Below are 23,694 nucleotides of genomic sequence, written 5' to 3' on the forward strand. Positions count from 1 at the left end.
ATGAAGATAGAACTGGAGCAGGTAAGCCCGCACGAGATTGAAAAGAGAAGCTTTGAAATTATCACGGAAGAATTAAACGGAAGAACGTTTCCAGAGGATCAGGAACTGGTTGTAAAGCGGTGTATCCACACAAGTGCGGATTTTGATTATGCGGATAATCTCTGCTTTTCGGAGCATGCGGTGGCAAAAGGCATCGAGGCGATCCGGGAGGGAGCCTGCATTGTGACGGATACGCAGATGGCAAGATCCGGCATCAACAAAAAGGTGCTTGCGCGCCACGGCGGTGAAGCGCTCTGCTTTATGTCAGACGAAGATGTTGCGGCAAGAGCAAAAGAAACCGGAAGCACCCGCGCGGCAGCCTGCATGGAAAAAGCGGCGGAGCTGGATAAAAAGCTGATTATTGCGGTTGGAAATGCGCCGACGGCACTGGTCCGCCTCTATGAACTGATCGGGGAAGGAAAAATAAAACCGGCGCTGATCATCGGAGTTCCGGTCGGCTTTGTCAATGTGGTACAGTCCAAAGAACTGATTATGCAGACCAATATCCCGTATATCGTGGCACGCGGACGAAAAGGCGGCAGCAATATCGCGGCGTGCATCTGCAACGCACTCCTGTATATGATGGATCAGGACCGCGGATATTAAAAATAGATGAAAAAACGGAAAGCAGAAGTCTTGACAGATTTCGAATCACCGTTTATACTATGGAACATGGAAAAAGGCTTGGAAGGGAACAAGTAGACGTACAAAAACGCGGACAGAAAGCAGCCGGCAGATGAGAGGCGCATGCAGGTTCTGTACGATTCGAATACATCCTGGAGTTGCGCACCGAATAAAACGGGCGGCAGAAGAACTATGATGCACGTTTTTAGTAGGCTGCGACGTAAGAGACGAACGTTACAGCGTCAGGGTATTCAGAGGTTTTGGATACCGACAAAGGCAGCTGCCGTGAGACAGCTGTGAAGTAAGGTGGTAACACGGGAGATACGGGCTCTCGTCCTTTGAATCGGAAAGGACGGGAGTCTTTTTGTATAAAAAACTTTGGTCCCAGACGGTAACACATACCCGAAAGTCAACCGAAAAAAGGAGAAAAACAAAATGCAGATTTATGACGAACTGATCGCCAGAGGCCTTCTGGCACAGGTAACCGACGAAGATGAAATCAGAGACCTGGTAAACAATGGAAAAGCAACGTTCTATATCGGATTCGACTGCACCGCAGACAGTCTGACCGCAGGTCACTTCATGGCACTGACCCTGATGAAACGGATGCAGATGGCAGGAAACAAACCGATCGCCCTGATCGGCGGCGGCACCACCATGATCGGTGACCCGTCCGGAAGAACCGATATGAGAAAAATGCTGACCCGCGAGGAGATCGACCACAACGCAGAGTGCTTCAAACGTCAGATGGAGCGTTTCATCGAGTTCGGCGAGGGAAAAGCTATGATGCTCAACAACGCAGACTGGCTGCTGAACCTGAACTATGTAGAACTGCTCCGTGAGGTAGGTGCATGCTTCAGCGTCAACAACATGCTCCGTGCAGAGTGCTACAAACAGCGTATGGAAAAAGGTCTTTCCTTCCTGGAGTTCAACTATATGATTATGCAGAGCTACGACTTCTATCACATGTTCCAGAAATACGGCTGCAATATGCAGTTCGGCGGCGATGACCAGTGGTCCAACATGCTGGGAGGAACCGAACTGATCCGCCGTAAACTTGGAAAAGATGCCTATGCAATGACCATCACCCTTCTGACCGACTCTCAGGGCAAGAAGATGGGTAAAACCGCAGGAAACGCTGTATGGCTTGACCCGAACAAGACCAGCCCGTTCGATTTCTACCAGTACTGGAGAAACGTGGACGATGCCGACGTCTTAAAATGTATCCGTATGCTGACCTTCCTGCCGCTGGAGCAGATCGACGAGATGGATTCCTGGGAAGGAAGCAAGCTGAACGAGGCAAAAGAGATCCTGGCCTATGAGCTGACCTCCATGGTACACGGCGAGGAAGAAGCAAAGAAAGCGCAGGAAGGCGCACGTGCCGTATTCTCTACCGGAAGCTCCGAGCATATGCCGACCAGTGAACTTTCTGCAGAGGATTTCACGGACGATAAAATCGATATCGTAACCCTTCTTGTCAAAGCAGAGCTTGCAAAGACCAGAAACGAAGGACGCCGTGCCGTAGAGCAGGGCGGTGTATCCGTAGACGGTGAGAAAATTACAGATCCGAAATATGCCGTAGAAAAAGCAGCCTTCGGCGAGGACGGTATCGTTCTGAAAAAAGGAAAGAAGAATTTCAAAAAAATTTGCGTTAAATAATTAAGTGTGCTATTATAAAAGAATGGATTCCCGGAAGAAATTCCGGGACACACTGAATTATTTGGAGGACAAACAGTCATGGAAAAATATGGCGTAAACGAATTACGAAAGATGTTTCTTGAGTTCTTCGAGAGCAAAGGACATCTTGCTATGAAGAGTTTTTCGTTGATTCCACACAACGATAAAAGTCTTTTACTGATCAACTCCGGTATGGCTCCGCTGAAACCTTACTTCACAGGCGCAGAGATTCCGCCGAGAAGAAGAGTAACAACATGCCAGAAATGTATCCGTACCGGCGATATTGAAAATGTAGGAAAAACAGCCCGTCACGGCACCTTCTTTGAGATGCTCGGAAACTTTTCCTTCGGTGATTATTTCAAACACGAAGCAATCGCATGGTCCTGGGAGTTTTTAACACAGGTAGTAGGGCTCGATCCGAATCGTCTGTACCCATCCATCTATCAGGACGATGATGAAGCATTTGATATCTGGAACAAAGAGATCGGCATCCCGGCAGACCGTATTTTCCGTTTTGGAAAAGAGGACAACTTCTGGGAGCATGGCGCAGGTCCGTGCGGTCCGTGTTCTGAGATTTATTATGACCGCGGAGAAAAATACGGCTGCGGCAAACCGGGATGTACCGTTGGCTGCGAGTGTGACCGTTACATGGAAGTATGGAACAACGTATTCAGCCAGTTCAACAACGACGGCGAGGGCCACTACACCGACCTGATCCAGAAGAACATTGATACCGGTATGGGACTTGAGCGTTTGGCCGTTGTCGTACAGGATGTAGATTCCATCTTCGATGTCGACACCATTCAGGCACTCCGCAACAAAGTATGCGAAATCTCCGGAAAAGAGTATGATAAAGATCATGAGACCGATGTTTCCATCCGCCTTATCACAGACCATATCCGTTCCGCAACATTCATGATTTCCGATGGAATCATGCCGACCAACGAAGGAAGAGGCTACGTACTGCGCCGTCTGATCCGCCGTGCAGCACGTCATGGCCGTCTGCTTGGCATTGACGGACTGTTCCTTGCCCGCCTTTCCGCAAGCGTAATCGAAGGCTCCAAAGACGGATATCCGGAACTTGAAGAGAAAAAAGATTTCATCTTCAACGTTCTGAACAACGAGGAGACCCAGTTCAACAAAACCATCGACCAGGGACTTCATATCCTCTCCGAGTTCGAAGAAAAAATGCAGAGCGAAGGCAAAAAAGTTCTGGACGGACAGGATGCATTCAAACTGTACGATACCTACGGATTCCCGCTGGATCTGACCAAAGAGATCCTCGAGGAGAAGGGCTACGGCATCGACGAGGACGGTTTCCATGCAGCAATGGAAGAGCAGAGAGAGCGTGCAAGATCGAGCCGTGAAGTAACAAACTACATGGGTGCTGATGCAACCGTTTACGATGAGATCGACCCGTCCGTAACAACTGAGTTTACCGGATACGATCATCTGGAGGATACCTCCAAAGTAACCGTTCTGACGACAGAGACTGAGATTGCAGAATCTCTGATGGAAGGCCAGAAGGGAACCATTTTCGTAGAGAAAACTCCGTTCTACGCTACCATGGGCGGTCAGGAAGGCGACTGCGGTATCATCAAAGGAGCAAATGGTGTATTCGAAGTAGAAGATACCATCAAACTCCGCGGCGGAAAATACGGTCACGTCGGTGTCATGAAATCCGGTATGATTTCAAACGGCGAGGAAGTTACACTTCAGGTCAACGAAGAGGCAAGAAAAAATATCGAGAAGAACCACAGCGCAACACACCTTCTGCAGAAGGCATTAAAGACTGTTCTCGGTGCACACGTAGAGCAGAAAGGTTCTCTCGTAACCCCGACCAGACTCCGTTTCGACTTTGCCCACTTCCAGGCTATGACACCGGAAGAACTGGAAAAAGTTGAGAATCTGGTAAATGAAAAGATTCAGGAGCAGATCCCGGTTGTAACCGACATCATGGATACTGAGGAAGCAAAGAAATCCGGCGCGATGGCTCTGTTCGGTGAGAAATACGGCGACAAAGTACGTGTCGTTTCCATGGGAGACTTCTCCAAAGAGCTCTGCGGCGGTACCCATGTAAAGAATACCGCTGAAATCGGACTGTTCAAACTTGTTTCTGAGGCAGGCGTCGCAGCAGGTGTCCGCAGAATCGAAGCTCTGACCGGACCGTCTGTTACTGCATACTATAAAGCACAGGAAGAGAAAATGCATGAGGCAGCAGCTCTCTTAAAGACAACACCGGCGGATCTCCTCGAGAAGATCGCTCATCTGCAGGCAGAGGCAAAAGCACTCCAGGCAGAGAATGAGTCCTTAAAGAGCAAACTGGCAAAAGAAGCGCTCGGCGATGTTATGGATAAAGTCACCGAAGTCAAAGGTGTAAAACTTCTCGCTGCATCCGTACCGGATGTCGATATGAACGGACTGCGTGACCTTGGCGACCAGCTGAAAGAAAAACTGGGAAGCGGCGTTGTTGTTCTGGCATCTGCAAAGGACGGCAAAGTAAGCCTTCTTGCCATGGTAACCGATGATGCGATGAAGAAAGGTGCACATGCCGGAAAACTGATCAAAGAAGTGGCAGCCGTTGTCGGCGGCGGCGGCGGTGGACGTCCGAACATGGCACAGGCCGGCGGAAAGAATCCGGAGAAGATCGACGAAGCAGTTGCAAAAGCTGCCGAGGTACTGGAAGGCCAGATCGCATAACAATAAGCAGGAAAAACAGCACAAAATCCTGCCGCCTGCAGGGCAGAAAAAGGAGCCAGGCAGGCGGCAGGGAAAAATTTTGCAAAAAAATGAAAAAACTTGTTGACGTACGAGATTTTTCTGGTATAATAAGAACAGTGCAAAAAATACCCATACAGTTGTATTATGCACAATCTACAACTGGAGGGAGGTTAGGTGTGAGACTATGTCAAATGTAATCGTTAAAGAAAACGAAACGTTGGACAGCGCTTTACGCAGATTTAAGCGTAGCTGTGCAAAAGCTGGCATTCAGCAGGAGATTCGTAAAAGAGAGCATTACGAGAAACCAAGTGTTCGTCGTAAAAAGAAATCTGAAGCTGCCAGAAAACGTAAGTATAATTAATGTGCAAAAAATCCCCGGCGATCTGTTTTGCCGGGGATTTTTATACTTGTAACTTAAAGTCGCAGGTTTTGACAAAACAGCAAGGCGGTGACAAATGAGAATTTTGTACAAAATAGCAAACAAGCTGTTTCGTATCGTGAAAAAGATTCTGAAGCTGCTTACCAGCCGTATGGTCATTATCGGTGTTGCACTTCTTCTGGAATTTTGCTGGCTGGCCGGAATTGTGATGCAGCTAAATGAAAAATCTGTCTACATCAACTATGCGGTCACGATTCTTTCCCTGATTGCAGTGCTTTCGATTATCAATAATCCGAAAATGAATCCCGGCTACAAACTGATGTGGGCAGTCTGTATCCTGGCGCTTCCGGTAACCGGAATCTGCCTGTACGGCATTCTCGGCCATTCCAGTGTGGCAAGAAAATTCCGTACACATTACGATACAGTTCTGCTTTCGCAGGGAGGCGTTCTTGGAGAGGAAGAAGAGACGCGTAAAAAGCTCGAGGAAGAAAATATCCTGGCAGCGGGGCAGTCTTCCTATCTGACCAATTATGCGCATTATCCTGTTTATGAAAATACAGAAACAGAGTATTACCCGCTGGGAGATGTATGGTTTGAGCACTTTATTGAGGAACTCAAAAAGGCAGAACACTACATTTTTATGGAATATTTCATCATCAGCGAGGGGTATCTGTGGGATACGGTGCTGGAGATTCTGAAGGAAAAAGCGGCCGCCGGTGTGGATGTGCGGCTGATTTACGATGATTTCGGCTGCGTGACGACACTGCCGTATCAGTATTATAAATCGCTGCAGCAGATGGGCATCAAGTGTGCGGCGTTCAATCAGTTCCGACCGGTGCTGAATGTCATTTTAAATAACCGTGACCACCGGAAAATTGCCGTGATCGACGGTCATACGGCTTTCACGGGCGGCATTAATCTTGCGGACGAATACATTAACCGCAAGGAGCGGTTCGGCCACTGGAAGGATTCCGGAATCTGTCTGCATGGTGAGGCGGTATGGAGTTTTACGGTGATGTTTCTGCAGATGTGGAGCACAATCACCGGTATGGAATGCGATTTCGAATCATACCGGCCGGAAATCTATCACGAGGAAGCGTTTAAAAAAGACGGTTTTGTGCAGCCGTACGGCGATTCCCCGCTGGATGGAGAGACAGTAGGCGAGCATGTTTATCTGAACATTATTTCACAGGCGAAAAAATATCTTTATATTTTTACCCCGTATCTGATTCCGGACAACGAGACGCTGACCGCTCTCTGCATGGCGGCAAAGCGCGGAGTCGATGTGCGGATTGTAACGCCGGGCATCCCGGATAAGAAGATTGTCTATATTCTGACGCAGGCCAATTACGAGATCCTGCTGGAATCCGGCGTTCAGATTTACCAGTATACGCCAGGCTTTATCCATTCCAAGAGCTTTGTCTGTGATGATGAAGTTGCGACGGTCGGAACGATCAACATGGATTACCGGAGCATGTACCTGCATTTTGAGTGCGGTGTCTGGATGTACGGCAGCAGTGCGGTTGCCCAGGTAAAAGAGGATGCGCTGATCACGTTTGAACAGTGTGAGCAGATCAATATGGACTACTGCCGAAAGAAAAATTTTGCAGTCCGTGCACTCCGCGGTGCGCTGAAGTTTCTGGCACCGCTGCTGTAAACGGAACAGACAGCATAGTTCTGCGGTCGTCTGCATAGCCTGTAGGGAAGAAAGAGCAGATGTTTCGGGGGAATATGAAGAGAAGAACACGAAATATCGTCTGGAGCCTGCTGATGATCCTGGCGCTTCTTGCAGCGCCCTTGAAAGTGACTGCGGCAGAGCAGAATGGAGAATCTTCCGACAAGCAGCAGAACGAAACAACGGAACAGAAAACAGAAGAGACGGAGGAGACGGAGGAGACAGCACCGGAGATGACAACGGACCTTGGGCTGGCTTCGCCGTCTGTTCTTTTGATGGAGGCACAGACCGGAACTGTTCTGTACGAGAAAAATGCGTCGGAACAGCGAAGCCCGGCGAGCATCACAAAAATCATGACGCTGCTGCTGATTTTTGAAGAGCTCGAAAAAGGGACGCTCCAGCTGACCGACGAAGTGACGACGAGTGCGCACGCCAGAAGTATGGGCGGGTCCCAGGTTTTTCTGGAAGAGGGCGAAAAGCAGACCGTTGAGACGATGATCAAGTGTATTGTCGTTGCTTCGGGAAACGATGCATCTGTAGCGATGGCAGAGCATATTGCGGGGACAGAAAGCGAGTTTGTCAGCCGGATGAACCAGAAAGCAAAAGAACTCGGCATGAACGACACGAAGTTTGAGGACTGCTGCGGCCTCACGGATTCCGACGGCCATTACACGACAGCGGCAGATGTGGCGAAAATGTCTCGGGAGCTGATCGAGCGCTTTCCGCAGATCCTGAACTATTCCTCTATCTGGATGGAAGAGATTACGCATGTCACACAGAAGGGAAGCAAACCATTCACCCTCACCAATACAAATAAGCTGATCCGCGGCTATGAGGGCTGTGTGGGACTGAAAACAGGAAGCACCTCGAAGGCGAAGTACTGCGTCTCGGCAGTGGCGAAGAAAAATGATCTGACGATGCTGGCAGTCGTGATGGGAGCACCGGACTACAAGGTGCGGTTTGCAGATGCAGCGTCACTGTTCCAGTATGGGTTTTCGTCCTGCAGCATCTACATAGACCGGGAACGCGATCCCCTGCCGGAACTTTCGGTTGTTTACGGAAAGCAGGATACGGCAGAACTGGAATATGCGGAAGAATTCCGCTATCTTACGACGGGCGGGACGGTGATTGGTGAAGTGGAAAAAACGATGGAACTGCCGGAAGAGGTGCAGGCCCCTATCCAGAAAGGCGAGTGTGCCGGAAGAGTTGTTTACAAAGCAGACGGTGAGGAACTTGGTTCCGTTGCGATTTTATATGGAGCAGACGTGGCAAGAGCCGGCATGTGGGACCTGTTCGGATGTACGATGAAACAATATTTTCTTGGGACGGCATAAAGCCGGAGTATCATGCGCGAAAAGGAGAAAAACATGGCAAAGAAAAATTACTATGCGGTAAAACAGGGAAAGGTTCCGGGCATCTACCGGACATGGGATGCGTGCAAAGCGCAGGTACACGGTTATCCTGGCGCAATTTACAAGGGATTTGAGCGTCTGGAGGAGGCAGAGGCCTTTCTGGGCGGCGGTAAAATGCCGGAACCATTGCTGCGGGAAACAAAAGGAACGTATTTCGCTGCCCCGGAACGAAAGGCAGTACAGAGCACGGCAGCACCCGATCCTTCTTCTTGGGACTGGGAACACCTGATTCTGGCGGAAAAACCATGCGAAGACCCGGAATACGCCGGTGTCGGCAGGAGCGCCGTCGCATACGTGGATGGAAGCTATCAGCATGCGCTCGGAAAGTTCTCCTGCGGTGTGGTCCTCTTCCTGGACGGAAAAGAGTTGAATCTTGCAGAAGAATACAGCGACCCGGATCTCGTCTCCATGCGGAATGTAGCAGGCGAGATCAAGGGCGCAGAGCTGGCCATGGCTTACTGCCTGACACATGATATTCCGGAGCTGGCCATCTATCACGATTACCAGGGAATCGCAAGCTGGTGTACGAGAGAATGGCAGGCGAAAAAACAGGGAACCATCGATTACCGGAATTTTTACGATCTGGCATCGGCCAAAGTTGCGATCCGTTTCTGCAAAGTAAAGGGCCACACCGGCGTCACCTACAACGAAAAAGCCGATCAGCTGGCAAAACAGGCACTGGGCTTATAAACAGCAGGGAAAACGGGTTGTCATACACCGAAAAATCAAGTATAATGAACGGTATGAGAAAATTTACAACGACCTATTACAAACTTTCGTCAAACGGAAAATTTCCGGTAGGAAACGGTTTTCGTCTGGCGTTTATCAGTGATCTTCACAATATGGAGTTCGGCCCGGACAACACGGTGTTAAAGGCAGTCATCGATGAGGCGGCTCCGGATCTTGTCATCATCGGCGGGGACCAGATTGTGGCAAAGCCGGGGGAGAACCTCGACCCGGGTCTGAGTTTCGCGGAACGTCTTGCGGAGGAATACCAGGTAATCTATGGCTGCGGAAACCACGAATACCGTCTGAAGCTGTATCCGGAACAGTACGGCGATCTGTATGAAAAGCTCCGGGAGCGCCTGAAAAAGGCAGGAATCTGCTATCTGGAAAATGAGACGGCGGATCTTACCATCAGCGGCTGTCCGGTCCGGATCTACGGCTATGCCATGGACCGCACCTATTACAACCGCTTTTACCGCGGACCGCTGCCGGTTTCGGAACTGACGGACCACCTTGGAAAACCGGATCCGGCGCGCTACGGCATTCTGCTGGCGCATCACCCTGCCTACCGCAGCTCCTATGCATCATATGGAGCCGATCTGACGCTTTCCGGCCATTATCACGGCGGCGTGGTGGGCCTTGGCGCGCACCGGGGGCTTGTGACGCCGGATTTCCGCCTTTTTTCGAAAAACTGCCGCGGGCTGTTCCTGACGGGCGGCACCTGCCAGATCATCAGTGCAGGAACGGGCGAACACACCATTCCGGTCCGCATCTGGAACAGAAGAGAATTGATTATTACAGATATCGGGAAACCGTAAGGGAGAACAGAGCACATGGCGATACCAGTAAAGCTTCCGGTGTTTGAAGGACCGCTGGACCTTCTTCTTCACCTGATCGATAAAAATAAAATAGATATTTACGATATCCCCATTGTAGAGATTACGGACCAGTATCTGGAATACATTCATCAGATGGAGCGGGAAGACCTCGACATCATGAGCGAGTTCATGGTCATGGCGGCGACGCTTCTGGATATCAAATGCCGCATGCTGCTTCCAAAAGAAGTGAATGAGGAAGGCGAGGAAGAGGACCCGAGAGCCGAGCTGGTGCAGCAGCTTTTAGAGTACAAAATGTACAAGTACATGTCGTACGAGCTGCGTGACCGCATGAACGAGGCGAGCCGTTCCGTGTACAAGGAGCCGACGCTTCCAAGAGAAGTGCTGGAGTACAGGACGCCGGTCGACACCTCCGAGCTTCTCTCGCAGATTTCTCTCGCGAAGCTCCATACGATCTATAAAATGATTTTAAAGCGCCAGGAGGACAAGATCGACCCGATCCGAAGCAAGTTCGGAAAGATCGAAAAAGAAGAGGTCAGCCTGCCGGACAAGATGACGTATGTCGAGCAGTTTGCTGTTAAAAAACGCCGCTTCAGCTTCCGCGACCTTTTGGAATCCCAGCCGGGCAAGGTGCATGTGATTGTCACCTTCCTTGCAATCCTGGAGCTGATGAAAACCGGCAAAATCCGGATCAGCCAGGAGGAGCTTTTCGGGGATATCCTGATTGAATCCCTGGAGGATGAAGACACCGTAGTTGTGCCGTATACAGACGAGACAGACAGTGAGGACAAGACAGATGGAAGAACAGAACAGGAATAAAGAAACTGCCCTGGGTGAGGCAAGACGCCCCTCTTCGGTCGAGGAGGCGGAAGCAGCCATCGAGGCAGTCCTTTTTGCGATGGGAGATTCCGTGGAGCTGGGAAGGATTGCAAAAGCGATCGGCCATGACACGGAGACGACCCGCAGGATTCTGAACCATATGATGGAAAAATATAATACGAAAGACCGCGGCATCCACATCGTGGAGCTTGAAAATGCGTATCAGATGTGCACGAAACAGGAATATTATGATTATCTTGTCAACATCGCCATGCAGCCGAAGAAGGCGGTTCTGACCGACGTCATGATGGAGACTCTCTCGATCATTGCCTACAAGCAGCCGGTCACGAAGCAGGAGATCGACAAGATCCGCGGCGTCAAGAGCGATCACGCGGTCAACAAACTGGTGGAGTACAATCTGGTGCAGGAGCTTGGCCGCCTCGACGCGCCGGGCCGCCCGATTGTGTTCGGCACGACCGAAGAATTCCTGCGGAACTTTGGCGTCGATTCCACCGACAATCTGCCGGAGATCAGTCCGGTCAAGATGGAGGACTTCCGCGCAGAAGTGGAAGAGGAAATGCAGATCAAGCTGGATGTCTGATCCGGCAGGAGAAAAAAGAAGGGAGATACCGATATGCCTACTACGTACGCACACGACAGGTTCGGAAGAGAAGTCTATGAACAGCTTCCGGCAAATTTGAAAAAGATCATTCGAGAAAACAAAAAATTGTATCTGATCGGACTGCACGGGCCGGATATCTTCTTTTATTACCATCCGTTCTCGAAAAACCGTGTGTCTGATTACGGAACGCTTCTGCATGAGCAGACGGCTTCCGTTCTGTTCGAGGATGAGGTGAAAAAGTATCAGCAGAGCCCGTCAGAGGCGATGGAAGCGTATCTGTTAGGCTTTGCCTGCCATTACCTTCTCGATTCGACGTGTCATCCGTATATCGGGAAATTTGTGGATCACACTGGAATTTCCCATGCAAAGATTGAGACGAGCCTTGACCAGTACTTCATGCTGGAGGACGGCCTCGATCCGCTCGTATACCGTCCGGCATCGCCGATCTGCCCGCACACCGACGGCAACAAGGTCATCCACCGCTGTTTTCCGGAAATCGGGGAAACAGAAATTGTCGAATGCCTGAAGGGCATGAAGCTCTGGACGAGAATCACGATCTGCCGCAGCAGTGCGGTAAGAAGCCTTCTTCTTGGAGTGATGAAACTGGTCGGCTGCTACGATTCGATGGGCGGCCGTGTGATGCCTGGAAGGCCTCAGAAGGAATGCGAAGCGGGCACACGGAATCTTGTCCACCTGTACGAAAGAGCGCTTGCAGAGGCGCCGCAGGAGCTTGTAAAGCTGGATGAAGTGCTCCATGGAAACGGAACGCTTTCCCCGCGCTTTGACCACAATTTTGATTAAAACAGACTTTTGAGAGCAACAGTAAGAATAGAAAAATCCCGGCAGGAATCTTTCCTAAGAATTCCTGACCGGGATCTTTTTTTGTCCGAAAGCAGATCTTTAATTTGATTTTACTTCACGCCACAGCTGGTTGTAAACCTCATCGGCATCATCGCCAAGATACGTAAAGGTTTCGCACCGTGCAAGCGTTTCCTCATCCGGGAAGGCGATTTCACTGTTTCGGATATCGTCATCCTCAATCAGTTCACGCGCCGCATCATTCGGCGTAGAGTAGGTAATATACTCAAAGTTTTTCAGTGCGATGTCCGGCCGGCAGAGGAAATTCAGGAATTTCTCTGCGTTCTCGACATGCTGCGCATCTTTTGGAATGCACCAGGAATCGATCCAGACGTTGGAGCCTTCTTTTGGAACAACGTATTCCAGATCCGGGTTTTCACGCTTCGTGTAGATAGCTTCACCGGAGTAAATAACGCCGATAGCCGCCTCATTTCCGATCATCTTGTCACGCACCTGATCCACAACGTACGCCTGCACGAGAGGTTTCTGTGTCACAAGCAGATCCTTCGCCTCCGTCAGCTCCTTGATATTGGTGGAGTTTAAGGAGTATCCCAGATCCTTTAAAGCAACAGCAAACGCATCGCGCACGCTGTCCTGCATCAGAATGCTGTCGCGGTAATTGGTATCCCACAGAACAGACCAGGAGTCGATCGGCTCGCTTACCATTTTTTTGTTGTACAGAATACCAACTGTTCCCCAGCAGTACGGGATCGAGTAGAGATTGCCCGGGTCGAACTGCTCGGAAGTCTCGTAGTACATATCTCCAATGTTGGAAGCGTTCGGAATATGGTCAAAGTTGATCGGCTGCAGCAGATCGTTCTGGATCATCTTCTGAATCATATAGTCGGACGGGCAGACAAGATCGTAGGAAATCGCACCGGATTTGATCTTCGGATACATGATTTCGTTCGTCTCATACTCCTCGTAAACAACGTGGATACCGGTTTCTTCCTCAAAGATATCGATGACATCAGAATCCATATATTCGCCCCAGTTGTACACAATCAGCTGCTGGGAGCCGCCGGCTGAAGCATTCTGGCTTCCGTAGTAAATACCGCCGCCGCCGATGACAAGCACCATGGCGATCGGAAGAATCCGGCGGAAGACCACCCGTTTCGTGATGCGGAAACGGATGCCCTTCTTCGCCATAGCCTCGCGCTCTTTTGCCTCCTCTTTTTCTTCCTTCGGAGAAGGATTCACATTCACAAGGAGCAGCAGAAGCAGTACGGTGACAAAAAGAATTGTGGAGAGCGAGTACATCTCCGGCTTGATTCCCTTGCGGACCTCGGCATAAATCTTTGTGGAGAGCGTATCAACGCCCGGTCCCTTGGTGAAGTAGGTGATAACGAAATCATCGAGGGACATGGTAAAGGAGAGCAGAAAGCCTGAAACAACACCCGGCATGATGTCCGGGAAGATGACTTTCCAAAACGCGTACAGAGGAGAAGCGCCAAGGTCGAGGGCTGCCTCGTACGTTGATTTGTTCGTCTGCTTTAATTTCGGCATAACGCTCAAAATAACATAAGGAACATTGAACGTGATATGCGCCATCAGAATCGTGCCGAATCCAAGCTGAATGCGGCAGATGATAAAGAGCAGCATCAGCGAGATTCCCATAACGATCTCACCGTTCAGCATCGGGATGTTCGTAATACCCATGAAAAGCGTCCGGCTTTTTTTTGACATGCTGTTGATGCCGATGCACGCAAGCGTTCCAAGGATGGTTGCAATCGCAGAGGCAAGAAGCGCAATGATTAACGTTGTATACAGCGCGTTCATGATCTCTGTATTGGCAAACAGTGAACGGTACCAGTGCAGCGTAAAGCCGCCCCATTTGGCACGCGTTTTTGATGCATTAAAGGAGAGCACCACAAGGGTGACAATCGGCGCATACAGAAGAATAAAAATGAGTGCCATGTAAATTTTTTCCAGTTTCTTTCTCAAAATGCCGTTCCCTCCCCGTCTTTATCGTATTTGTTCATCAGAACCATCGACAGGATGATGAAGATCATCAGGACTGTGGAGAGTGCACTTCCGGCATTCCAGTTGTTGGTCTGTTTGAACTCCTGCTCGATGACGTTTCCGATCAGAAGGATCTTGCTTCCGCCGAGCAGGTCGGAAATAACAAAGGTTGTAAGCGCCGGGATGAATACCATGGTAATACCGCTTACGATACCCGGCGTGGTGAGCGGCAGCGTTACTTTCAGAAACGTCTGCACACTGTTTGCTCCGAGGTCCCTTGCTGCGTTGATGACATCACGGTCGATCTTAATCAGAACATTGTAGATCGGCAGAACCATAAACGGCAGGAAGTTGTACACCATACCGAGAATGATCGCTCCCGGTGTATTGATGATAGAAATGCCGGGCAGATGGAAAAACGCGAGGATGCTGTTGATGACGCCGTTTTTCTCAAGCAGTGTCTGCCATGCAAGCGTACGGAGCAGAAAATTCATCCACATCGGGAGAATGAAGATCAGCACAATAAAGCTGGTCTGATTGACATTCCGGTTTGCCAGAATCATGGCAAGCGGATAGGCAAGCAAAAGACAGAGCGCGGTGCTAAGAAGCGACAGCCACAGCGCCAGGCCGAGTGCCTTGATGTTTTCCTTCGTCGCAACGTAGGCGAAATTCGAAAGGGTAAAGCCGCCTTCTTCCCCGGTGAACGCATAGTAGAGAATCAGGATCAGCGGGATGATGATGAAACCGGCAGCCCAGACGGCATACGGTGCTGCCAGCCATTTCTTTAATTTATTACTCTTCAATGGCTGCCGCCTCCTCATCTTCGGATTCCGGTTTGTTCATAATCTGGATATCGAACGGATCGACGTGAATGCCGACTTCCTGTCCGACCGGGAACAGATCGGTAGAGTGAACGAGAAGCTCAAAGCCGTTCACCGTAACCTCCATCTCATAGTGAACACCTTTGAAAATCAGATGGGTGACACGTCCGCGGATGGTACCTTCCTCCGGCTTCACAAGATCAATATCCTCCGGGCGGATCACAACGTCGATCGGTTTGTTTTTGCCGAATCCGACATCAACGCACTCGAACTTCGCACCGAGAATCTCGACGAGACGGTCCTCAATCATGATGCCGTCGAGAATGTTGCTGTCACCGATGAAGTCTGCAACGAATGCGTTCTGCGGCTCATTGTAGATGTCTTCCGGTGTGCCGATCTGCTGGATATAACCCTGGTTCATGACAACAATCGTGTCCGACATAGTAAGCGCCTCTTCCTGATCATGGGTGACATAGACAAAGGTGATACCAAGCTCGTTTTTCAGACGGATCAACTCGTACTGCATATCCTGACGGAGCTTTAAGTCAAGTGCGCCGAGCGGCTCATCCAGAAGCAGAACTTTTGGTTCGTTGACAATCGCGCGCGCAATGGCGATTCGCTGCTGCTGGCCGCCGGAGAGAAGCGCCGGGGAGCGGTTTTCGTAACCCTCAAGGTTAACAAGTTTTAATGCGTATTTGATTTTGTCATCGATATATGCTTTGGATTTTCCTTTGATTTTCAGCCCGAAAGCAATGTTTTCCGCAATTGTCATATGCGTGAAAAGAGCATATTTCTGGAACACCGTATTTAACTGGCGTTTGTTCGGCGGAAGCTGGGTGATATCCTGTCCGTTAAATAAAACCTTTCCGGCATCCGGTGTCTCAAAACCGCCGAGGATACGTAATGTGGTTGTTTTTCCGCAGCCGCTCGGGCCAAGGAGGGTAAGAAATTCGTTTTCACGGATATAAAGATTCAGATCATCCAGAATGGTAACTCCGTCGTACGATTTTGTGATGTTGACCAGATCAAGTAATTTGGTACTCATGTGTAATATGCTCCTTTCGGGTTGTGAAATTTGGAACACCGTTTCTCGTGAAAATCACGCGGTGTAAAAAATCTAAAAATAAGGCGGTGAACTGACCCAGAGAATGATGGCCGGTGTTTTACCCGGATTTTCCAGATAGTGATTACAGGAAGCGGGATAGTAGAAGCTTTCCCCTTTCTTCACTTTGTGGCATTCATCTCCAAGATGAAGGAGAATACGGCCGGAAAGTACATAGCCGAATTCCTCGCCTTCATGCGGTGAATCAATCTCGGTGCACGCGCCGCTTTGCAGCGTCAGCCGGATTGGCTCCATCCTGTTTTTCTGTGCATTCGGAACGATCCATGCGATCTCGTTGCCCTGCGCTTCAGCGGTCTTTACAAAGTAATCTTCTTCGCAAAAGACAACCTGATTGTCCTGCTCTTCGCCGAAAAACGTTTTTAGATCCGTTCCAAGGCAGGTAAGAACATCAACCAGCGTGGCGATCGAGGGAGAGGTCACATCGTTTTCAAGCTGGGAAATAAATCCCTTTGACAGCTCGCTCCGATCTGCCAGTTCCTCCTGCGTCAGCCCTTTCCACATCCGCAGTTCCCTGATTTTTTTTCCGATTTCCATAAAAAATCCTTTCTGCATCCAAAGTCTTTCCCGGGATCCTTTTGCTGAATACGGATTCTCAGGAAATCTCAGTAAAAATAAACAAAAAGTTTAGTAATTCTATACAAACACGGGGAATTATACATGATATGGATCGCAGTGTCAATAACTTTGTGAAATTTTACCATGATTTTGCAGGAAACCTCATATAATGAAGAAGAAGCAGACAAAAAGCCGGTCCCAAAAGAGCGTCCGGCTTTTCCATTTTTAAAGAGAAAAAACACAAGGGGGATCTGATTTTGAACAGAAAAAGAAGAAACAAGACAGGTTTTTTCCTGGGAATCCTGCTTCTGTTTTTGGGAAGTGTGTCCGTGACTGCGACAGAGCAGGAGAGCGAGCCGAATCAGCTGTTTGCAACGGCGGCATGCCTGATGGATGGCGATACCGGCCGTGTGCTGTTCGGAAAACGCGAGACAGATTCTATGGCAATGGCGAGCACAACGAAAATCATGACATGCATTCTGGCACTGGAAAACGGACAAGAGCAGACGGTCGCAACTGCATCGGCTAAAGCAGCCGCAGCGCCGAAAGTACATCTCGGTGTGCGGGAGGGAGAACAGTTTCTGCTTGGCGATCTTCTGTATTCCCTGATGCTGGAATCGCATAACGACGCGGCGGTAATGATTGCAGAGACCATCGGCGGAAGTGTAGAGGAATTTGCATCGCTTATGAATGAAAAAGCCGCAGCAATCGGCTGTACGGATACGCATTTTGTGACGCCGAACGGTCTCGATGCTTCTGACGCAGGCGGAGATCACCACACGACAGCAGCTGATCTGGCACGGATCATGCGATACTGTGTCTGGATTTCACCGAAAGCCGCCCAGTTTCTCGCAGTGACGCAGACGCGGTCCTATACCTTCTGGGATCTGGAAAAGAAAAACATGTTCAACTGCTATAATCACAACGCACTGCTGGATCAGATGGATGGAGCTGTTTCGGGAAAAACCGGCTTCACGGCAAAAGCCGGTTACTGTTATACCGGTGCGCTGGAGCGGGATGGAAAGCGTCTGATTGTGTCGTTGCTTGCATGCGGATGGCCCAGCCATAAAAACTATAAATGGGCGGATGCCGCAAAGCTTTTAAACTACGGGCTGGAATCGTATATGTATCGTGACGTGCTGGACCATAGCTGGAACCCAGGGCAGATTGAAGTAGCAGACGGTGTTTACGACGGGATGCTGCAGGTAAAAAGCAGCGCCCGCCTTACCCTTACAAGTCCGGCGCTTGATCCGGCGCGCTCGCTTCCCGCTCTTCTGAAAGAGACAGAAATACCGGAAAAAGACATTTTTTTACCGGAGCTTTTGAAAGCCCCGGTAAAGAAAGGAGAAAAGGTCGGTTCGGTTACGTATTCGATCGACGGGATTCTTCTCGCGGAATATCCCGTCTATGCAGCCGAAACGATCGAGAAAATTGATTATGGGTGGTGCATGGAAAAGGTCGCAGAGCGCCTCTTTTGTCACTCTTCGGTATGAGTTACTTTTGCAAGTGTTTCCGTTGAAAGAATTTTCCGGATATTGCAGAGAAACAGCGTAACGGCAGTGATAACAGAACATACATCAGCGATCGGTTCTGCATAGTAAACGCCCATGACACCGAAGAAATGCGGCAGAATGAGTGCAAGCGGAATCAGAAGGATGACTTTTCGAAGCAGTGCAATAAAAAGAGAAATCTTCGCCTGGCCAAGACCGAGGAAGGAACTCTGTACGCCGCTCTGCAGTCCGAAAATTGCCATGCCGGCAATGTAAACCGGAAGTACCTTCTCTACGATGACAATCAGTTCCGGGTCAGTCGTGAAAAGACCGGCAAAAAGAGCCGGACGAAGCATTGCGAATACAACGTAGACGAAAGCGGCAGTAAAAGTAATGGCGATCATGCGCCGGATTGTCTGGCGGACACGGTCAAACTGGCCTGCACCAAAGTTGTAGCTGATGATCGGCTGTACACCGTTCGTAAAGCCGTTGACCGGTACGAAAATCAGCTGCAGCACCGACTGGAGAATTGTCATCGAGCCGACATAGAGGTCGCCGCCGTACGTCTGCAGCCCGTGGTTCATGACGATTGTGATGGCACTTTCCGTTGCAGACATGATAAATGGTGAGATGCCGAGTGCCATGACAGAGCCTAAAATGGAAAAATCCGGTTTCATGGTGCGAAGAGAAAGGCGGACACCTGATTTTTTTGAGGTAAGAAACCGAAGAACCCATGCAGCACTTAAAGCCTGGGAGAGAATGGTAGCAAGTGCGGCCCCGGAAACACCCATATGAAGAACGAAGATGAAAACCGGGTCAAGACCAATGTTGATAACAGCGCCAATGAGAACGGAGCACATGGCCGTGCGTGCGTGTCCCTGACAGCTGATAAAAGTATTCAATCCGACAGCCAGCTCGACAAATACGGTTCCGACAAGATAAATGGAAATATACGTGGAAGCGTATCGGATTGTGTTGCTGCTTGCACCAAAGAGGTACAGAAGCGGTGTCTGAAAGAAAAAGAAAAACGCCATCAGACACACGGAGAAAAAGAGCAGCAGGGAAGTGGAGCTTCCAAGAATTTTTTCTGCGCGGTCCCGGTTTTTCTGTCCGAGTGCGATGGCGGCAAGAGGAGCACCGCCTCCACTTGCGAATCCGGCAAAGGCGGAGATGATTGTGATAATCGGAAACGTGACGCCGACACCGGTCAGTGCCAGGGAACCAACATCAGGAATCCGGCCGATATAAATGCGGTCTACAATGTTATATAGTACATTTACAATCTGTGCGAGGACAGAGGGAAGGGCCAGTTCGAGCATCAGTTTCCCGATTTTTTCGGTGCCGAGACGGCCATCTTGCTTGGTCTGCATGAAAAAAACCTCCAGTTTTTTTGTTGATGAAACGTATATTTTTCTGCGTCCTTTTCGTGGACATTGCTTTTATTATAGCTTTTTAAGGGCAATCCTGCAAGAAAAAAACGAAAAACTTTGCAATCCGTTGTGAAAGTCTACAGGCTTTTCCCGGAAACGCAAAACAGGGTGTACGGAAGAAAAAAAATATGGTACGCTATAGGACGAAGCGAAAGTGATTTCGTGAAAAACTTTTAGAAAGTAGTGGGAATAGATGGAGGAAAATCATATGCGAAATCTGTTAGTAGCGCAGTCTGGCGGACCGACCGCGGCGATCAATGCAACGGTGGCAGGAGTTGTTTCCTGTGCTGCACTGTCCGGAAAAGTAGATCATATTTATGGTGCGGTAAATGGAATTGAAGGCGTGCTTGCAGAAAAATTTCTTGATCTTGGAAAAAAACTGGATTCAGCAGAAAAAATCTCTCTTCTGATGCAGACCCCGGCAGCAGCGCTTGGCTCCTGTCGTTATAAACTGGGCGATCCGGAAGAAAACAAGGAGGATTTTGAAGAAATACTTCAAATTTTTCGCAGACATGAGATCCGTTATTTTATTTATATCGGCGGAAATGATTCGATGGATACCGTAGACAAGATGTCAAAGTACTGCAAAGAAAACGGTGTGGACGATGTGTTTGTTGTCGGGGCACCAAAGACGATTGACAATGATCTTGTCGAAACGGATCACTGCCCGGGCTTTGGATCTGCGGCAAAATATCTGGCAGCAACCTTTGCAGAGCTGGAGAGAGACTGCCATGTATATGAAAAGAAGGCTGTGACCATCGTGGAGGTCATGGGAAGAAACGCAGGATGGCTGACGGCAGCGTCTGCACTGTCCCGTGTCAACGGCGGAGAAGGGCCGAGCCTGATCTATCTTTGCGAGCCGGTCTTTGACACCGAACAGTTTTTAAAGGATGTGCAGGAAAAACTGGAACAGAAGGACAGTGTTCTGGTTGCAATCAGCGAGGGCATCCATGACAGCGAGGGCCGCTATGTTTCTGAGCAGGTGCAGAGCGATGCACAGGATCAGTTTGGGCACAGCTACATTGCAGGTTCTGCAAAAGTACTCGAAGAGCTGGTGCGTGACCGTATCGGCTGTAAGGTAAGATCGATTGAACTGAACCTGATGCAGCGGTGCGCGGCTCATCTTGCGAGTGCGACTGATCTTGAGGAGTCCCGTATGCTCGGCATGAAAGCCTGCCAGTGTGCACTGGAAAAACAGGGAGGACAGATGGCATTGATCCGAAGAATCTCCGCGGATCCTTACCGCGTGGAGTATACCTCCGTTCCGGTATCGGAAGTGGCAAATAAAGAAAAGAAAGTGCCGCTTTCCTGGATTACAGAAGATGGTCATGATGTGACCGAGGAGATGATGGCGTATCTTCGTCCGCTGATTCTTGGCGAACCGGCGATGCAGTATGAGAATGGAATTCCGGTTCACATTGAACTATATTAAACCGAAGGAAAAACGTGTAAGAAAAGCCGCCGCCGGGCGGCTTTTTTGTACGATGCGGAAAGAAAACAGGACTTTTTGAAAAAGGAAAGGCCGGGAAAAATCAAGTTTGACCTTCCATTTATAATAGGAAAAATCTGAAATTTTTCTGTCTATTTTCTGTCAAAAAGGTGAGAAAAAGTATTGAAAAAAAACGAAAAAACAGATATGATAGACTTGTATAAAATTTGTTTAAAATTTTATAATGAAAATAGAAAGATGGAGGTTTGAAGAATGAGTAACACAGCACAAAGTTTAGCGAGCACAAGAATCGCCTCTTTGCTGGATGAAAACAGCTTTGTGGAAATCGGCGGACAGGTTACTGCCAGAAGCACAGATTTCAACATGGCCGGCATGGAGACACCATCCGATGGTGTAATTACTGGTTACGGTGTGATCAACGGCAGCCTGGTATACGTATACAGCCAGGATGCGTCTGTGATGGGCGGTACCATCGGCGAAATGCATGCAAAAAAAATCGCGAGACTGTATGAGTTTGCACAGAAAACAGGTGCTCCGGTCATCGGACTGGTAGACTGTGCCGGTATGCGTCTGCAGGAGGCAACTGATGCTCTGAACGGTTTCGGCGAAATCTATATGGCGCAGGCAATGGCATCCGGCGTGATTCCACAGATCACAGCAGTATTTGGTACCTGCGGCGGCGGTATGGCACTCATCCCGGCTATGACAGACTTCACGTTCATGGAGTCTAAAAACGGAAAACTTTTCGTAAACTCCCCGAACGCACTGGACGGAAACCACGTATCCAAATGTGATACCGCATCCGCAGATTTCCAGGGCGAAGAAGCAGGTCTTGTTGACTTTGCTGGAACCGAGGAAGAAATCCTCGGACAGATCAGAAACCTGGTATCTATGCTTCCGGCAAACAACGAGGACGAAGCATACACCGAGTGCGAGGATGATCTGAACCGTGCATGTGCAGACCTTGCAAACTGCGCAGGCGATACCGGAATCCTTCTTTCCCAGCTCAGCGACAACGGCATCTATTTTGAGACCAAAGCCGCTTACGGAAAAGATGTTGTAACCGCATTCATCCAGTTAAACGGAGCAACCGTAGGAGCAGTTGCAAACCGCTCTGAAATCTACGGCGAGGACGGAACTGTAAAAGAGAAAATGGATGGAACCTTAAGCGCAAGAGGAGCCAAAAAAGCAGCAGATTTCGTAAACTTCTGCGATGCTTTCTGCATCCCGGTACTTACCATCACAAACGTAACCGGATTCAAGGCAACCAAATGCTCTGAGAGAACCATGGCTAAGAACGCAGCAGCCCTGACCGCAGCTTTCGCAAACGCAACCGTTCCGAAAGTAAACGTTGTTGTCGGCAAAGCATACGGAAGCGCATACGTTGTCATGAACAGCAAATCCATCGGAGCAGACATGGTATTTGCATGGCCGAACGCAGAAATCGGAATGATGGATGCAAAATCTGCAGCAAAGATCATGTACGAAGGATCTGACGCTGCTACCATCAACGAGAAAGCAGCTGAATATGCAACCCTTCAGAACAATGTAACTTCCGCAGCCAGAAGAGGCTATGTGGACACCATCATCGAGCCGGAAGACACCAGAAAATATGTTATCGGCGCATTCGAGATGCTGTATACCAAGAGAGAAGACAGACCGGACAGAAAACACGGAACAGTCTAAGGAAGGTGGCATACGATGAGAAAGAACTGGAAAAAATTAGTAAGTCTCGTCCTTACCGCAGCCTGCACCATGGTTGTGACCGTAGCTCCTGTTTTTGCGGATGCGGCATCTACACCGGCTTATTCACCGGTTGAGGCATCTACGGTAGATTCTCTGCTCTCCTCCAGTGTTCAGTGGGTAGGACAGAGCCTGATGACCTACAGCGATGACGATCTTGCCAATATGGAAGCTTCCGACCAGCAGTTCTATGCAAGAGCAGCTGAGGCATGGGAAGAGGCAAAGGCTGACCTCGGAGAGGTAAAAAGCCTGGAAGACGGTACTCTCGAAGTAGACGGAGATTTTGTAACCTGCACAATTCCGGGTGAATTTGAAAAAAATCCTGGTATTGTCCGCGTATTCTGGAACATCAGCACCGGAACACCGGTTCCGACCGACCTCACCATCACCGTTGAGGAGTCAAAGGGCGTTCTGATCGGCCAGGCCGGCATGAACACCATCATCGGAATCGGTACCGTATTTGTTATGCTGATTTTCCTGATTTTCGTTATTTCTTCGTTTGATTACATTTTGGGAGACAAGAAGAAGAAAAAAGCACCGGCAGCACCTGTACAGGAAGCACCGAAGGCTGTCGCAGCACCGGTTGTTGAAGAGACAGCACCGCAAGCAGACGATATGGAGCTGCAGGCTGTTATTACAGCTGCAATCGCCATGTATGAAGAAGATATGGCTTCTGCATCCGGAGATGCTTATGTTGCACGTCCGATCCGCAGAAAAGGCAAAAGAGCTTAA

20 protein-coding genes are annotated in these 23,694 nt (G+C 49.5%); 15 read left to right on the forward strand and 5 right to left on the reverse strand.

Annotation, left to right across the window (positions count from 1 at the left end; genetic code table 11):
- From DWZ44_RS01260 to DWZ44_RS01310, 11 genes are all read left to right on the forward strand, one after another.
- Window positions 1-645 carry a precorrin-8X methylmutase gene (locus DWZ44_RS01260; protein WP_055218068.1) on the forward strand — a complete coding sequence of 215 codons (645 nt, stop codon included), beginning with the start codon at window positions 1-3 and terminating at the stop codon, window positions 643-645.
- Window positions 646-1,098: 453 nt separating this feature from the next.
- Window positions 1,099-2,322 (forward strand): tyrosine--tRNA ligase, encoded by a 1,224-nt coding sequence (gene tyrS, locus DWZ44_RS01265; protein WP_022462314.1) that lies wholly within the window; start codon window positions 1,099-1,101, stop codon window positions 2,320-2,322.
- A gap of 78 nt (window positions 2,323-2,400) precedes the next feature.
- Entirely contained in the window at window positions 2,401-5,040 is a 2,640-nt protein-coding gene (gene alaS, locus DWZ44_RS01270; RefSeq protein ID WP_117804066.1) for an alanine--tRNA ligase, read from the forward strand.
- Window positions 5,041-5,245: 205 nt separating this feature from the next.
- A complete protein-coding gene (gene rpsU / locus DWZ44_RS01275; RefSeq protein WP_004222305.1) occupies window positions 5,246-5,422 on the forward strand; it encodes a 30S ribosomal protein S21 in 177 nt (58 codons plus the stop codon).
- 94 nt (window positions 5,423-5,516) lie between these two features.
- Window positions 5,517-7,097, forward strand: coding sequence for a cardiolipin synthase (cls, locus tag DWZ44_RS01280; RefSeq protein WP_117760330.1), 1,581 nt, complete (start codon window positions 5,517-5,519; stop codon window positions 7,095-7,097).
- A 74-nt stretch (window positions 7,098-7,171) separates the two neighbouring features.
- Window positions 7,172-8,449 carry a D-alanyl-D-alanine carboxypeptidase family protein gene (locus DWZ44_RS01285; RefSeq protein WP_243002016.1) on the forward strand — a complete coding sequence of 426 codons (1,278 nt, stop codon included), beginning with the start codon at window positions 7,172-7,174 and terminating at the stop codon, window positions 8,447-8,449.
- A gap of 33 nt (window positions 8,450-8,482) precedes the next feature.
- Complete coding sequence (locus DWZ44_RS01290; RefSeq protein WP_022462318.1) at window positions 8,483-9,217, forward strand: ribonuclease H1 domain-containing protein; 735 nt, start codon at window positions 8,483-8,485, stop codon at window positions 9,215-9,217.
- A 53-nt stretch (window positions 9,218-9,270) separates the two neighbouring features.
- On the forward strand, window positions 9,271-10,071 hold the full coding sequence (locus DWZ44_RS01295; protein ID WP_158565810.1) for a metallophosphoesterase: 801 nt from the start codon (window positions 9,271-9,273) through the stop codon (window positions 10,069-10,071).
- 15 nt (window positions 10,072-10,086) lie between these two features.
- Complete coding sequence (locus DWZ44_RS01300; RefSeq protein ID WP_022462320.1) at window positions 10,087-10,908, forward strand: segregation and condensation protein A; 822 nt, start codon at window positions 10,087-10,089, stop codon at window positions 10,906-10,908.
- The gene (scpB, locus tag DWZ44_RS01305) at window positions 10,886-11,509 is read left to right on the forward strand and encodes an SMC-Scp complex subunit ScpB (protein WP_055226398.1); all 624 of its coding nucleotides are present in this window, start codon (window positions 10,886-10,888) and stop codon (window positions 11,507-11,509) included. Before DWZ44_RS01300 ends, scpB begins: the two co-directional genes overlap by 23 nt.
- A gap of 33 nt (window positions 11,510-11,542) precedes the next feature.
- Window positions 11,543-12,331, forward strand: coding sequence for a zinc dependent phospholipase C family protein (locus tag DWZ44_RS01310; protein WP_117804068.1), 789 nt, complete (start codon window positions 11,543-11,545; stop codon window positions 12,329-12,331).
- A gap of 99 nt (window positions 12,332-12,430) precedes the next feature.
- On the opposite strand, the gene DWZ44_RS01315 is transcribed toward DWZ44_RS01310, so the two are convergent.
- The 4 genes from DWZ44_RS01315 to DWZ44_RS01330 all read right to left on the reverse strand — a co-directional run bounded on the left by DWZ44_RS01315 (window position 12,431) and on the right by DWZ44_RS01330 (window position 16,828).
- The gene (locus tag DWZ44_RS01315) at window positions 12,431-14,305 is read right to left on the reverse strand and encodes an extracellular solute-binding protein (protein ID WP_179964625.1); all 1,875 of its coding nucleotides are present in this window, start codon (window positions 14,303-14,305) and stop codon (window positions 12,431-12,433) included.
- 23 nt (window positions 14,306-14,328) lie between these two features.
- On the reverse strand, window positions 14,329-15,171 hold the full coding sequence (locus DWZ44_RS01320) for an ABC transporter permease (protein WP_055218051.1): 843 nt from the start codon (window positions 15,169-15,171) through the stop codon (window positions 14,329-14,331).
- On the reverse strand, window positions 15,143-16,216 hold the full coding sequence (locus tag DWZ44_RS01325) for an ABC transporter ATP-binding protein (protein WP_117509007.1): 1,074 nt from the start codon (window positions 16,214-16,216) through the stop codon (window positions 15,143-15,145). The genes DWZ44_RS01320 and DWZ44_RS01325 overlap by 29 nt, the downstream gene beginning before the upstream one ends.
- Before the next feature lie 72 nt (window positions 16,217-16,288).
- Window positions 16,289-16,828 carry a cupin domain-containing protein gene (locus DWZ44_RS01330; protein WP_055226534.1) on the reverse strand — a complete coding sequence of 180 codons (540 nt, stop codon included), beginning with the start codon at window positions 16,826-16,828 and terminating at the stop codon, window positions 16,289-16,291.
- A 278-nt stretch (window positions 16,829-17,106) separates the two neighbouring features.
- On the opposite strand from DWZ44_RS01330, the gene DWZ44_RS01335 reads away from it, so the two are divergent.
- Window positions 17,107-18,342: a D-alanyl-D-alanine carboxypeptidase family protein gene (locus DWZ44_RS01335; protein WP_243002017.1), complete on the forward strand. Its 1,236-nt coding sequence runs from the start codon at window positions 17,107-17,109 to the stop codon at window positions 18,340-18,342.
- On the opposite strand, the gene DWZ44_RS01340 is transcribed toward DWZ44_RS01335, so the two are convergent.
- Window positions 18,327-19,709, reverse strand: a complete 1,383-nt coding sequence (locus DWZ44_RS01340) for an MATE family efflux transporter (protein WP_055226390.1) — start codon at window positions 19,707-19,709, stop codon at window positions 18,327-18,329. The two genes, DWZ44_RS01335 and DWZ44_RS01340, sit on opposite strands and share 16 nt — an antisense overlap.
- A gap of 268 nt (window positions 19,710-19,977) precedes the next feature.
- Here DWZ44_RS01340 and DWZ44_RS01345 point away from each other — a divergent pair, with 268 nt between their 5' ends.
- The 3 genes from DWZ44_RS01345 to DWZ44_RS01355 all read left to right on the forward strand — a co-directional run bounded on the left by DWZ44_RS01345 (window position 19,978) and on the right by DWZ44_RS01355 (window position 23,694).
- The gene (locus tag DWZ44_RS01345; RefSeq protein WP_117804069.1) at window positions 19,978-21,201 is read left to right on the forward strand and encodes a 6-phosphofructokinase; all 1,224 of its coding nucleotides are present in this window, start codon (window positions 19,978-19,980) and stop codon (window positions 21,199-21,201) included.
- Between the two features lie 270 nt (window positions 21,202-21,471).
- Entirely contained in the window at window positions 21,472-22,905 is a 1,434-nt protein-coding gene (locus tag DWZ44_RS01350; RefSeq protein WP_022462330.1) for an acyl-CoA carboxylase subunit beta, read from the forward strand.
- Window positions 22,906-22,920: 15 nt separating this feature from the next.
- Window positions 22,921-23,694 (forward strand): OadG family protein, encoded by a 774-nt coding sequence (locus tag DWZ44_RS01355; RefSeq protein ID WP_117509005.1) that lies wholly within the window; start codon window positions 22,921-22,923, stop codon window positions 23,692-23,694.

This window comes from Blautia sp. AF32-4BH (assembly GCF_003460565.1).
Classification (GTDB): Bacteria; Bacillota; Clostridia; order Lachnospirales; family Lachnospiraceae; genus Fusicatenibacter; species Fusicatenibacter saccharivorans.